Below are 13,779 nucleotides of genomic sequence, written 5' to 3'. Positions count from 1 at the left end.
TGTGCGGATGCGTATCAGGCGAAGCCAGCGGCTACGACACGCGCGTTCATTTCATCAAATAGTTTCTGCAGGCCGTTCAGCGGCCGCACCATCACTTCAAAGTGAATAATCTTACCGTTGTCATCCCAGCGGATCAGGTCGATGCCTTTGATGCTTTTGTCTTCCACAGTGGCGGAGAACTCTAACGCCATTTCGTTGCCGTCTACCCACTGGCGGTGGTATTCGAAGCCCTGAAAGATATCGATCACATTCATCAGAATGAATTGGGCAACATCGCGCCCGTGCTTGGGCTTCCATACGGTGGGAGAGTGGAACTCGATGTTTTCCGCCAGCAGTTGCCGCAGCAGCTCCTGGTCGCGCTGGAATACCACCTGGTGCCATTGCTCTAAACGTGAATCGGTCATCGCCTGTCTCCCTTATCGGTTATTAGGGGTGGGTTCTCTATGTATTTATTGTGACTGGCCAGCCAGCGGTGAGTGGCCGACCCATTCTTGACACTGTCAAAATACGTATCGCTACCATATGCCTAGGTTTTGACAGTGTCAAGATGGCCTGATAGATTGCGCGACATGACCACATCTTCCACTCGCAGTACATCTGGTAGCTCAAGCCGCTCTGGCAGTTACCACCACGGGGACCTCCGCCAGGCCCTGGTGAGCGAGGCTGTGCGTATCATTCGTGAGGAAGGTGAGAAGTCGCTGTCGATGCGCAAGCTGGCACTGAATATCGGCGTGTCACGCACCGCGTCATACCACTACTTTGCGGACAAGCAGGCGCTACTGTGCGCCATCGCGGAGGAGGGATTCCGGCGCTACAACGCCATGCTGTCAGAGGTGCACCAGAACGGCCGGCGCCCTCCAAGTGCCGAGAGTATGCGCGACTTTGTACGCGGGTATGTGCAGTTTGCGACCGAGCAGACAGAGTACTACGACCTGATGTTCGGCGGGCATATCTGGGAATCCGGCACTTCCACCGACTCCCTGCGCAAAGAGTCCCACAACAGTTTTCGCAACTATGTAAGTAATGTGCGTAGCTGGAAGGAGCAGGGGCTAATTTCAGACAAGGTGGACGCGCTGCGGTTTTCCCAGGTGAGCTGGAGCACGCTGCACGGGATCAGCCGGTTGATTATCGATGGTATCTACGCGGACTCTGCGGCAATCGAGCCCATCTGTGAAAATGCGGCAGAGATGTTCTGGCGCGAGCTGGCGCCATAAAAAAAGCCCGGGATATGCCGGGCTTTTATCCACAAGCGGTTTGGCGGGCTTCAGTGCTCCACGGTGCCGGGCCAGATCACCACGCGCCCATCGGGCTCTTTGAACACACGCACGGGCAGTGACTGCTCCAGCATGGCCACCAGTGTATCCGCCTGGTCGGCGGTAAAGGCGGTGGTTACCCGCAGGCTTTCCAGTTCGCGGGTGCCGATGATGATGCGGTCTTTGCGATAGCGATTGGCATCGGCAACGATTTCTGACAGGGGCGCGTCCCGGTAGCTGAACTTGCCCTGGCGCCAGCTGGCGACGGAGGTGGTATCAACCTTGCTGACTGTGCTAATCCGCTTTTCATCTACCTTGACCTGTTGGCCAGCGGTCAGGCGCACCTTGTTTTCAGCCTCGTCCGGCTTGGCCGCAGTTTTACGGGCGACATCGACGATACCTTCCTCCACGGTAACCTTCACCGCAGGATTGAGCTTACTACCCGTGCGCACATCGAAGCGAGTACCCACTACGCGCACTTCTGCGCCCTGCGCACTAATCACGAACGGCCGTGTGGGATCTTTGCGCACATCGAAAAATGCCTGACCGCGCAGCAGTTTTATGCGACGGCTGCCTTCGCTGAATTCCGCTTCCAGCGCCGAGTCTCCTCCAAGTGTCACCCGGGTACCGTCTTCAAGGACTACATTGCGCACCTGTGCCAGCTCAGAGGCATAGGCCTGGGCGGCCGGCTCGCCTTGCCAGGGTGCCAGGTAGGCAATACCCAGTGCCAGCATTAGCGTGCAGGCGAACGCAAGGCGGTTTAGCGGGCTCACGTCAAAATAACTGCGCAGTGTTTCCATCAGTGCAGACAGGCCGCTTGGCTGACGCAAGCGCGCACCCTCTTCGCTCGCCGCGAGTGCGGCGAGGGTCTGATCGATCTGTTGCAGTTGCTGATAGGCGCTGCGGTGTTGCGGCTGTTCCATCCAGTGCGCAAAGGCCACCTGCTCGGAGTCGACCAGTGTGCGCTCGCCCTGCAACATAAACCATTCCCGGGCTTCCGCTTCTATTTGCCAAATATCGGGCCGAATATCGGTCTGCGGTTGACTGTTCCCAGTCGACATCTTCATTCTCCACCGTGTGCCCGCAGCGCTTCCTGGCAACCGGCCAGGGCTTTCGCTACGTGCTTCTTCACTACTGTTGCCGAGAGGCCCTCACGACGCGCAATTTCCGCGTAGGAGAGTCCATCGACACGATTCATTAACAACAGACGCCGGCGCTTGTGTGGCATATTCCACAGCGCGCGATTGATCAGGCCGAGAAACTGGCGGCCTGTGGCAACCCGCTCGGGACTGCGGCTATCCTGGTCGCGGTCCGGGTCGCCCTGTACCGACTGTGCGTAACTTTCGCGCACCTGGCCTTTGCGCAAGGCGTCGATGGTAGCGTTGTGTACCGAGCGGTACAGAAACGCGCGCACATGCTCGATTTCACCGGTGTGCAGCTGCGGCGCCATACGCGCAAACGCTTCCTGCACCAGGTCTTCCGCCTCGCTGTACGACAGACCAAATTTACTCACCGCATATCGACACAGTTCCTGGTGATATTCGCGGTAGTAGTGGTCCAGGTCTCGCTCGTTTTCGCCTGCCATCTGGCTCGCCAACGCTGTCGCCATCGACTCTATTCACCATTTGCTTTTGTTATCGCAACAAACCAGAAATTCTCAGGATTCACTGCAGCTGTGATTACAACCGGTTTGTCACTTTTTGCGGATGCCGTACTTATGCGGCAATCACTTTCTCTTGCCGATATAACGGGGAGCAGGCCCGAATCGTCCCCCCACTTGAGTAATTTTTGTGGTTTCTTTTGCCAATCAGTCAAACTGCAGGCCAAAGCGCAGGCCAATACTGCGTGGGGCGCTGTAGTAGTAAGCTGGGACTGCGACATCCGCATCGTGTACGTCACTCGCCACCAGCTCATTGGTCAAATTGTCCCCATACAGGTCGAGCCACCAGTTATCGGCGAACGGCGCGAGCTTAATACCAGCATTCCACCGACTGTGCGCAGGCCGGCGGTCAATATTCCGCACAGCGCCGGCTGGGTCCGGAACCCATTCCCCAGCGCTGTTGTGCCACAGGAAGCCACTGCGATCGCCGCGGTTCGCTTCATCGAAATACATACTGCTGGTGTAATGCAGGCCGAGGCGCGCGGTGGCCCGCAGGCGATCACCCAGGGGGATTACATGGCGGTAATTGAGGCCCAGGCTCAGGCGCGGCACCTGTTTCAGGCGGTTACCACTGAAGTCCACCAGGTTCGAACTCTGCGGGTCTCCGACAGTGGGGTTCCAAGTGGCACCATATTCGGGGAATTCGTTATCTACCGCATAGAACCGGTTATAGCGGGCATCGAGCCAGGACAGGAAACCACTTACGCGCCCGTTCTGGCTGCTGGCCCAGTTGAGCTCCAGCTCCAAGCCGCGAATGGTGGCACTGGGAGCGTTGGTGCTGCGAATCAGCTCGGTACCGTCTTCTTCAATCGCTATGCCGGATACCTGCAGATCCCGGTAGCGTGTATTGAATAGGGCACCATTCATGGTCATGCCCCCGTCCAGCAGGCCAAGCTTGAACCCCACCTCGATATTGGTGCTGGTTTCCGGGCCCACATAGGCTGCGCCGTTGTTGTTGCGCTGGACCAATAGGGCGAGGTTCTGCTCAAAAGCGGGATCCTCAACGCCACTGAAAGTACCACTCAGCGAGGCACCGTCCTGCACAATGCCCGGCTTGAATCCTTCAGCAAACAGTAAGTAAACCAGCGCAGCATCACTTGGCTGATAGTTGAGGCGCGCCATAGCGGTGGTACTGCGCCAGGCACGGTCCACATCGTTGTAGTTAGCGACGAAACATTGGTCCGGGCGCGCGGAAGCCTGGTTTACCGCAATTATCCCCAGCTCACCACCGCGATCGGCGCCAATCAGGTCCGGACAGGCGATGTTCCGCCCACCGCGATCGTAGCGCTGGTCGCGCCCACTGCGCGCGCCGACACTGGCCTGCCAGCTTGCATTGAAGTCGTAATCCAACTGGCCATACAAGGCATTCAATCGTGTGCCGCGATGAGGCTGCTGGAAGCTATGAGAAGGGGCACCGCCCCAGCCACTGCCATCTTCAAGCTGGTGCTCTAGATCAAAGCGGATGGCGTTCTGTTCGGTGAAATGGAAATAGGCGAGTAACCAGCGCAGCGCTTCGTTATCACTATTTTTCAGTTGCAGTTCGTGCTGTTGAGCGCGGTATTTGGACCAAACAGTACGGTTACTCTGATGGTAAATGGCCGGGTTTGTTTCGCTACCCACAGGGCTTTCGCGGTCGGCGTCCCAATCCTGGCTGCGACGGGTCAGGCTGTGGCCGGCGATATACGAAATGGTATGTGCCGAGGGCAGTGTCAGCTCCACCCTGCTGCGCCAAGTGTCCTGATCCAGTACGGTGCGCCCCGGGGTATCGATGGTGACCGGCGTATCGTAATCCACAAGGGGCAAACTGCCCGCACCACGGTCCTCGAAGCTCTCAAAGCTCAACCACCAGTTCACAGTGTCACCCAGCTGCCAGTCTGAACTCAGGCGATGGCTAAACAAATCGGTGTTGTTATAACGGTCGGCGGCCCTGGCGGGGATGGAGTCGCTGGTGTAACTAAGCGGGCTGTCGGCAGTTTGCTTGACTGCGGCCCAGCGCAGAGCCCAGCTGTCGGTCAGCGGCGCGTTGGCCACCGCACTCAGCTTCTTCTGCTGATTGCTATCCAGGGTGACGGAGGCCTCCGACGACCAATCGCGGTCAGGACGGGCGCTGTGGTAATTGATCACCCCACCAGTGGAGTTGCGCCCAAACAGTGTGCCCTGTGGGCCGCGCAGCACTTCAACCCGATCCAGGTCATACAGCAACACTGCGGTACCCTGTACCCGACTACTGAAAATCCCGTCCACATGGGTGGCAATACCGGAATCGCCCGCTTCGGTGTGATTGTCCGAACCAATACCGCGCAGATACAGCATGGATGTGGTGTGATCGCCGTTGCGGGTAACCTGCAGGCTGGGTACATCCGCCGCAAGCTGTTCCAGGCTGTCGATATTACGTTCCCGCAGCAGTTCGCCGTGCAGAGCGGTAATTGCCATCGGCGTATGCTGGAGGTTGGTGCGGCGCTTACTCGCGATTACCTCGATTTCTTCCAGTAGCGGTCGCGCTTCAACCTGGCGCTCTTCAAGCGCAGTGAGTGGTTGGGGGGCTTTGCGTGGTGGCAGTATTACCACGCCCTGGCCATCGACCCGCCGATAGCGCAAGCCCGAGCCGGCCAATAGCAAATCCAATGCAGCTTCGACGGTATAGCGACCGTGTATGGCCGGCGCAATGGGCAGTGCCCCCCCCTGCACACCGATCATCACTGCCAGACCGCTTTCACGCGATAGTGCCAGAAGGGACTGTTCGAGCGGTTGTGCGGGTATTTGGAAGGAGTAATTAGCGGTAGTCGGGGGTGGTCCGTCCAGCGGCATCGATGCTGCGGCCGGATACGCCGATGCCGCGCCGAGCGTCGTCGCTAGCAGCAAAGCACTGAATGACCTGCGGCAGGTCTTGGGCATAGGCGGATCATCATCGCTGACCCCCGCTTGTCAGCGGGGCCGGAAGCGCGATTGCGACTTGCGTTTTGAGGGTCGCAGCCGTATTCACGCGCCCGGTTGATTATTGTTTTGTTTGGAAAACATACAACAACCTTCGACGGCATGACAAGATCAGAGACAGGAGATAAGACGGTTGCCAGCTAAAGAAACGACCCCCTAACTGGCAACCGATGGAATGAGCGGTTGCTTAGAACCACATTGACCAGTAGGCGCGCACCACATGCGCGTTGAAGTTATAGGCGGGCTCTTCACCGGGAAGGTAATCGCCACCCCCACTGTGCACTTCCACATTATTGAAGTTCTCATAGTCGAACATCATGTAATCCCAATAGAGATTGAGCGTGTTCTTGCGATCAAACAGCGCCCAGCGATCCGGCACCAGATAGGTCACACCTATACCGATCGCAATATCGCTGTAATCACTCAACTCCTTGTCCCGTGCGCGGAAGTTGGTGGCGTCCACGTATGGGAAAAGATCGCTATAGAAGTCAGCACCTTTCTGCTTGTAGAAGCGCAGCTTGCCTTCGAGGATCAGGTTTTCGCTCTCTAGCGGATGGGTATAGCGGAACTCCAAGTTGTCTGCAGTAATACCCCAGCTATCCACGTAATGACGGTACTCGGTCTTAATCGCCGCCCGGTAAGGCAAGCGATACTTCGCCCGCAGCGCCACCGCATCACTGTTGCGCGTGGTGGGGTAAAGCTCTGCCTGGTAGCTGAAACCGAGAGCAGAGGAAGGGTCCAGGTAGCGTACGCTGCGGTATGGGTTATTCAGGAAACCTTCATCCGCCACCGTTTCTACACTCAGTTCGGCAATCAATTTGGTGGTAAGGATTTGGGTCCAGCCCAGGGAGTAACGGCGGTGCTCGGCGTGCTCGAGGAATTCGTCGTCGCCATTGCGCATTACATCGTCGCTGCCGAAGGTGGCCCGCATGGAGAGGGTACTTAGGTCACCGAAGAAGTCCTGCGAGATACCAAAGCCGACAGTCTCCGCCTGATAGTCGTTCTCGCTGGAATTTGTGTAGCTGAGGCTCATGGTGGTTTTCTCCACCAAGTAATCTGCCCCCACGGAAAACTCATCCCGCTCCTCGGTGTAGCGACTGGCGGTAGTGCGCACGTCGATAGAGGCCCCGGAAATCATATCCACATAGTAATTGGCCGACAGCGAAACATTGTTGCCAACGTTTTTGCGCACCAGTATCGACGGCCCATCAATGGTGACACCGCCACCACTGTAAGAGTGGTACAGGGTATCGAACCGCTCTTCCGGCAGTACTGCAGCTTGCGCAGTCGATGCTAGGAATACTGAGCAGAGTAAAAATTTCGCGAGAGCGCAGTAGCTCTCTCGGAATTTTTTAGTTACAGCCACAGCCGCCTCCCGACCCACCTTCAGCGCCACGGGCAGACTCACGTGCTTCGTATACGTGATTCATAAAGCCGGCCGCTACCGGGTCCCGCTCAAAACTCATAATCGGGTCGGCCAAATAATGACGCTCGTAGGGCTTTACCCAGGGTTCGGGCATTTTGGGCATCATGGATTCACAGCCACCCAGCAGTAACAGAGCCGGCAGTAACAGAAGCGCGCGCTTGGTCATGGCTTATTCCCGGATCAGTTCCTTGATGATTTTTTTGTATTCGGCCTCGTCACCGGTGCGGTAACCCTTGTGCACGTAGCGCACGTTGCCATCGCGATCAATAAACACGGAGCTCGGCATAGCTTGTACGCCGAACAGTTTGCTCACGTCGCTTTTGGAGTCGAAGAGCACCGGGAAATCCACCGGGATTTTATTCAGCATGGCCTGGGCGTCTGCCGGGTTGGCATCCACGTTCACACCCCACACCTGAAAGCCCACCGGCTCGTAGCGCGCGTGCAGGTCGTTCAGCAGCGGCATTTCTTCACGACAGGGGCCACACCAGGAAGCCCAGAAGTTCAGCATGATCACTTCACCGCGCTGCTCGCTCAGCTTCAGGTTGCCATCTTTCAGCGAGGCCAGGGTGAAATCGCTGGCGGGGATCTTGGCGAAAACAGGGGCAGCGGCCAGCAAGGCAGCGCTGGTGCAAAGGGCGGCAATCAATTTACGCATGGATTGACTCCAGTAGTGTTTGTCTAGTTATTTGTGTATTCAGAAATAAATCGATACGCCCAGCTGGGCGGAAAGATTGTTGGTGGTTAACGGCTCACCAAAAATCTCGTGCTCAAAAATGTGGTCGCGCACATCCAGGCGCAGGGCCAGCCAGTCCTGGGCGAGCATGCGCACACCGGCACCCACGTTGTAGGTGAAGTGCTCTTCACCGGCAAAATTGGTATTGCCCGCACCGCCGATCAGATACAAATTGCTGTTGAGCGCGAACTTATCCAGGATGAAAATCTCCCCAGGCAGGAAGTTCCAGGCCAGGGACAGGTTGTACATGCTGAGGTCGCGCTCATCGTCGGTGAGCAGCGGTGCCGAGCCACTCAGGCGTTCGTAGCTGGACTCACCCAGGGTCGCCTGGCCGTAAGCCGCTTCCATAAAGAAGTCTTCGTTGATGTGGTAGGCCAGGCTACCGCCGATCATACGGTTGGTGCCGAAGTCTTCCACACTGAGGATGCCACCGAGATAGACGGTGAACTCAAAATCTTCGCTATCAATCTTGGCTTCGCGAATTTCACGGCGCTCCAGGTCCGGCGAAATAATATCGTCGATATCCCCAGAACTTTGCGCGAGCGCAGTGGAAGACATAGCACCTGCCAGCAGAAGGCTCGCGAGCTTTACATAAATACGTCGAATCCGAGTTTCCACTCGACTATCTCCTGGTTTTCTTCCCGCGAGGTCAGCAGGTAGTGATTTGCAACTTCCGCGCGCAGGGCAAAGCGACGGGATAAATAGGTGGTGACGCCGATACCGGACAGCATGGTGGTGTCCTGGCGGTCTTCGGTTGCGACGATGGTGGCGTTGGGCGAGGTGATATTGATCCCGGTGCCGAGCAGGAAATACGGGGATACCCGCCACTGCGGAAAGGGCTGGTGCACTACCGCCACCTGGAAAGTGCGACTATCGGAATAGGCACCGATGGTCTGCGCTGCGCGCAGTTCCGCGGAGAGGTTGCCGGTAAAGCGGTAGCCAACGGACAAACCCATGGAGTTGGCGCCGGCAAAATCCCCGTAGGCAAAGCCAACGCGGAGGCTCTGGTCCCGGTAGTCATCGATCCCCGGGGTAGGTACCACCACCTGTTCGCCCTCGGCGGTATAGATTTCGTCGAGATCGGCAATTTTGGCCCAGCCGGTCTTGCCGGTGCGGGTCATGACCTTGACCCAGTCGGTGCGGCGTTTCAGCAGCCACAGGGGCTCGCCGTACTCCACTACATGATCGATCACATAGCCGCGGCCGGGGCCGGTGTACAAATTGAGGAACTCCGCTCCGACGATGACCCGCTCGGTATCGAACTCCAACGTCTCCGGCTGGCGGTCTTCGAACTGGCGTGCGGAAAAGCTGTCGGTGACGAATACATCACCCGAGTTTTCTGCCGAGTCACTGACCGTTTCCGGCTGCGCCACGACCGATGAGGAAAAACTCCCCAAGCTCCCCAAGATAAATAGGGCCGCGGTCATTGCTACGGCCCTGCTTGCTCTAAACTCGAGCTGCCTGTTCATTGTTTAGTTAACCGGCGCTTCAAATGGATTGTTGTAATACTGCGCACCGATATCCAACCATTCGGAAATCAAACGCAATTCCGCAGCGGACAATTCTCCCTCATGCACGCCTCCCGCTTCAAATACATCGAAGAAACGGCTGGCATTGGCACCGTTGGTGCTCATGATCCGCTGAATATTGACGGTAACCATAACAGGAATCGGGTTGCCATCGGCATCAAGGATCTGCTCACCGTTTTCGTCGACTTCAAATAGCGGGTTGCCGTCGTCGTCGGTGTCCTGCACCAGAACGTTCTGCACTGCACCGTCGCGGAGTTCTTCGGTCGGGTTATCAAAAATTAACTCCACATAGGAGGTGCTGTAGTTGTTATTCACACCGGACGGATCCCCGCGGAGATCCAGCTGCCCCGGGGGCACCTGTGCCATGCCCGCAGCATCGCGGTTACTGTGGCAGGCGGTGCAGGTACGGTCTTCCAGCACGGTGCCCATATCATCGGTAATTTCGCGCGGCAGATCCCAGATAGGCTGAATATGGTCTGGATAGTGAATCACTGTGCGGCAGTCCGCGCTCCAGCTGCTCAAACAGGGAAGGCTGGTGGGCGCCGGGGTAGGGAGCTCGCTCATCAACAGCTCGCTCGACGGGTCCTTGGCACGCAGCGCCGGGTCGGTCCAGTTGTCGTCAAACTTCAGGTCACCCTCCAGCTCCGGGTGCCCGGCCACACGCGCCAGCAGCTGCGCCATGGTTTCGCCCATGTCTGCGGTGAGGCCCGGCTCGGTATTGGGGAAGGGGGCGGCACTCGTTAGTGCGCCGGCCCAGGCGGATTCCGGCTCCATATCCGTGCGCCCGTGGGGCACCTCGCTGTCCGCAAGGTGACAACCCTGGCATTTGCGCAATTCACCGGCGCGGAATTGCAGCCAGTTATTGTGACGGCCGAACAGGCGGCGACCTTTTTCATCCACCACTGAAATGGCCAGTGGGGTATCCGCCGGTACTTTTACCCGCACCGAGCCATCGGGCTGGATCGGCGTATAACCAACGATTTCGCGCATCAGCTGACTGCGATTGCGGCCAAACGCGGAGCGGTCGAAATCGAGAACGTCATCGTCGGGAATCCCCACCGCTTTGACCACGCGCAGGAAGCGCGCCGGGCGATCGGCGGCCGTGCTTTGCAGCGGATCGGCCAGGACGTCGATATCCAGCAGTTCCATACCGTCAATATCGTAGACGCTGCGAATATCCAGTACCGCCATGCCTTCATCGTAGAGGTCGCGATCGATATCGATACCCGGAATCGGTTGCGGGATAAATGTGGCCACCGGGCGGGTATCCGCGGTCACCGCTTCGCTGATCATGATGCCTTCTTCCGGCTGGATGATCGGGCGCTGGGTGCCCTCGCCATAATCGTAGATCCACAGTCCGTAGAGCGGATCGGCGGGTTCAATGTCCGGGGTTGCCAGCCACTCGTCGGTACAGGGCTGGGTAATACCGGCTTCGGTTTCCGTTGCCGTGCCCGGCTCGATCACCCGGCACTCACTCCAGCTCACCAGCAAGCGACTGGTGCCATCGTGGAACGCCCAGGCATTGGCAAACAGGCCGTGGGGTGAAAGACCGCCATCGATAATTACCTGCTCCACGGACAGAGATTCCTGCCCCTGCAACACACCCTGCTGTCCTGGTTCGCTGTAGGCTTCAGAGAAATTTTCACCATCAATGACCACCATGTCGCCACCGTAGGCAATACCTTCCGCTGCGCGCAGGGTTACGAGAATGCGTCCGTCCGGCATCTGCTGCGGTTTGCTGAAGGTGGCGGCAACCGGATCGGTACCGGAGCCTGTGCCGGTGACCTGGCTGTGATAGCCGTAATACAGCTGCAGGTCGGTGCCGTCGGGCTTGACGGTGTACAGGCTCAAGCGATCACGCCCGCCCATATTGTCCCAGCGGTTAAACAGGATACGGCCGTTAGACAATATCGTCGGGGTCAAATCATGACTCTGGTTATAGGAGATCTGCTGGATATCACTGCCATCAGCCTCCATAACATGCAATACGAATGCCGGTTCTTGCAGATCTTCTGCCAGTGCAGAAAACTGAGGTTTGTTGTCATCCAGCAACAGCGCACGCGAGCGGCGCTGGCGGGTCGAGGTAAATACCAGGCGTCCGTCGGGCAGGAATGCCGGGGAAATGTCATCACCCTCTTCGGCGATCAGGTCCGAAGAAATGACCCGGGTAAGCCGTGCAGTTTCGAATTCGTACAGCCAGATATTCCAGCTCGGCTGCTCATCATCATCCAGGCCCTCAATATTCGGTGCACGCATGGCAAAGGCCAGCTGGCTGCCATCGGCGGATACCGCGAGGTCCTTAACGTCATAGCCGCCCTCGAACACGATGCCCGCCTCTTCATCACTGACAAACAGGCCGTCCGTCAGGGAGCGCTCCGGAGCGGTGGCGGTAGCGCGATCGCGCAGTAGCAATTCAGCACCAGGGCTAAACGCGGAAGGACTGTACACACTGTCGGCGACCAGCATGCCTTCCTCATCGCGAACCAGCGCGCGGCGCACATACACCACCGGGTAATCCACCACCACCGGATCTTCCGCCTGATCACCACCCAGGCTGGAACCATCGTCAGAACTACCGCCACAACCGGCCAGCGCGATCGCAGAAAAAATAGACAGTAGTGACAATTTCCGACGGGCGGCCAGCGTCCGTGCACCAAAAGCTTTCAAGAACTCGTCCTCTTTACCCGCTACACCATTCCGCCACGGATAATTTCTCAATGATTTTTGTGAATTTTTTATGACAACCCGAAGGGGAAACGCAGTAACCGCTCACCATTTACATCACAACCTTACTGCATTTGACTAGATGCTCGTCTGACAACGCAGCGCGATTTAACTTCGATTCTCCCGCCGCAAAATTTCGATCTCAAGTAATGCACGGGGAAATTGCCAACCAGAACACGCTTTATATTTTTTCCGCTGGCGAATCGCTCGGTCTTCTTTACTATTTCTTCCACTCGCAATGCATACAAGTCAATCGGTACGACCGTACGACGATAACCAGACGCAAAACGTTTCATGATGAAAATCCCATCGTCCGCTACGCGGGCGCTGCTCGCAGCAACTGCCTGCCTCAGCGCCTCAATTTCCATGCCGGCATTGGCAGGCCCAGAAGAACAGGCCGCACAAATGCACAGCCGTTTGACCGGGGTCAAACCCAGTGTCGGCGTGCTAACCGAAATGGCCGAGCATATCGCCAACGGCAACGCCACCAGCGCCGCCCAGTTAGCAATGGAAAATGATTCTTTTTATAACGTAACCTTGAAGAACCTGGTTACGCCATGGACCAATCGCGACGGCGATAATTTTGCGCCCCTGAACGATTACACCGCAACCGTGATCGGCATGGTGCGCGACGATGTGGACTTCCGCGAGATTCTCTCCGGCGACATCATCTATACCGGCGCCTCCGGCCTGGGCCTGCCCGCGTACAACAACGCGAATAACGATCACTACGAGGCACTGGAAGCGGCTGGCTACCCGCTGCAGACCACCCTGGAGCGTCAAGCCCAGTCTTCGGTTACCGGCCTGCCCAGCGATGCAACGGCCGGTGTGATGACCACCCGTGGCGGCGCCAAGGCATTCTTCTATGCCGGCACCAATCGCGCCATGTTCCGCTTCACCCTGATGAATCACCTGTGTCGCGACCTCGAACAGGTGCACGACACCTCGCGACCACCAGATCGCATTCGTCAGGACGTGAGCCGTAGCCCAGGCGGCGACAGCCGCGTATTCCAGAACAACTGCATAGGCTGCCACAGCGGTATGGACCCGATGGCCCAGGCCTTCGCTTACTACAACTACGAATACGATGTGGAAAATGATCCGACCGGCGAAGACGGCCGCCTGGATTACAACCGCAGCGGTGATACCGATCCCACCACCGGCACCCGTGTGCAGGCCAAGAACCATATCAACAGTGCCACCTTTCCGTATGGCTTCGTGATCCCCGATGACAAGTGGGATAACTACTGGCGCGAAGGGCCGAACCTGCATCTGGGATGGAGCGAAGCGCTGCCGGGCACCGGCAACGGCGCCAAGTCCATGGGCCAGGAGCTGGCCAACAGCCAGGCCTTTGCCCAGTGTCAGGTCACCAAGGTGTTTGAACAGGTGTGCCTGCGCGCACCGGAAGACAGCACCGACCGCAATCGCATTAGCAGCATTACCGACAGCTTCACCAGCAACGGCTACAAGCTGAAGCAGGTATATGCCGATACCGCTGTTTACTGTGCGGGGGAATAACA

12 protein-coding genes are annotated in these 13,779 nt (G+C 57.6%); 2 read left to right on the top strand and 10 right to left on the bottom strand.

Going from position 1 to position 13,779, the window contains the following annotated elements; genetic code table 11:
* Positions 1-14: 14 nt before the first annotated feature.
* Positions 15-404 carry a nuclear transport factor 2 family protein gene (locus KUV22_RS11655; RefSeq protein WP_222231312.1) on the bottom strand — a complete coding sequence of 130 codons (390 nt, stop codon included), beginning with the start codon at positions 402-404 and terminating at the stop codon, positions 15-17.
* Between the two features lie 165 nt (positions 405-569).
* Between KUV22_RS11655 and KUV22_RS11650 the strand changes: the two genes are divergently transcribed.
* Entirely contained in the window at positions 570-1,214 is a 645-nt protein-coding gene (locus KUV22_RS11650) for a TetR/AcrR family transcriptional regulator (protein WP_261319466.1), read from the top strand.
* A 50-nt stretch (positions 1,215-1,264) separates the two neighbouring features.
* On the opposite strand, the gene KUV22_RS11645 is transcribed toward KUV22_RS11650, so the two are convergent.
* From KUV22_RS11645 to KUV22_RS11605, 9 genes are all read right to left on the bottom strand, one after another.
* Positions 1,265-2,314 carry a FecR family protein gene (locus tag KUV22_RS11645; RefSeq protein ID WP_222231310.1) on the bottom strand — a complete coding sequence of 350 codons (1,050 nt, stop codon included), beginning with the start codon at positions 2,312-2,314 and terminating at the stop codon, positions 1,265-1,267.
* A 2-nt stretch (positions 2,315-2,316) separates the two neighbouring features.
* Positions 2,317-2,862 (bottom strand): RNA polymerase sigma factor, encoded by a 546-nt coding sequence (locus tag KUV22_RS11640; RefSeq protein WP_222231308.1) that lies wholly within the window; start codon positions 2,860-2,862, stop codon positions 2,317-2,319.
* Between the two features lie 198 nt (positions 2,863-3,060).
* Positions 3,061-5,808, bottom strand: coding sequence for a TonB-dependent receptor domain-containing protein (locus KUV22_RS11635; protein ID WP_222231306.1), 2,748 nt, complete (start codon positions 5,806-5,808; stop codon positions 3,061-3,063).
* Between the two features lie 226 nt (positions 5,809-6,034).
* A complete protein-coding gene (locus tag KUV22_RS11630) occupies positions 6,035-7,213 on the bottom strand; it encodes a DUF3570 domain-containing protein (RefSeq protein ID WP_222231304.1) in 1,179 nt (392 codons plus the stop codon).
* Positions 7,200-7,439 carry a DUF4266 domain-containing protein gene (locus KUV22_RS11625; RefSeq protein ID WP_390625278.1) on the bottom strand — a complete coding sequence of 80 codons (240 nt, stop codon included), beginning with the start codon at positions 7,437-7,439 and terminating at the stop codon, positions 7,200-7,202. The genes KUV22_RS11630 and KUV22_RS11625 overlap by 14 nt, the downstream gene beginning before the upstream one ends.
* Positions 7,440-7,442: 3 nt before the next feature.
* Complete coding sequence (locus KUV22_RS11620; protein WP_010131932.1) at positions 7,443-7,928, bottom strand: TlpA family protein disulfide reductase; 486 nt, start codon at positions 7,926-7,928, stop codon at positions 7,443-7,445.
* A 39-nt stretch (positions 7,929-7,967) separates the two neighbouring features.
* Positions 7,968-8,624 (bottom strand): outer membrane beta-barrel domain-containing protein, encoded by a 657-nt coding sequence (locus KUV22_RS11615; protein WP_315857546.1) that lies wholly within the window; start codon positions 8,622-8,624, stop codon positions 7,968-7,970.
* Positions 8,594-9,433, bottom strand: a complete 840-nt coding sequence (locus tag KUV22_RS11610) for an SH3 domain-containing protein (RefSeq protein ID WP_222231302.1) — start codon at positions 9,431-9,433, stop codon at positions 8,594-8,596. Before KUV22_RS11610 ends, KUV22_RS11615 begins: the two co-directional genes overlap by 31 nt.
* Positions 9,434-9,478: 45 nt before the next feature.
* Entirely contained in the window at positions 9,479-12,202 is a 2,724-nt protein-coding gene (locus KUV22_RS11605) for an HzsA-related protein (protein ID WP_222231300.1), read from the bottom strand.
* 354 nt (positions 12,203-12,556) lie between these two features.
* Between KUV22_RS11605 and KUV22_RS11600 the strand changes: the two genes are divergently transcribed.
* On the top strand, positions 12,557-13,777 hold the full coding sequence (locus tag KUV22_RS11600) for a hypothetical protein (protein WP_390625283.1): 1,221 nt from the start codon (positions 12,557-12,559) through the stop codon (positions 13,775-13,777).
* Positions 13,778-13,779: the final 2 nt, after the last annotated feature.

Source organism: Microbulbifer agarilyticus, from assembly GCF_019800665.1.
Lineage (GTDB): Bacteria > Pseudomonadota > Gammaproteobacteria > Pseudomonadales > Cellvibrionaceae > Microbulbifer > Microbulbifer agarilyticus_C.
This window is presented reverse-complemented; position numbering and strand designations above follow the sequence as displayed.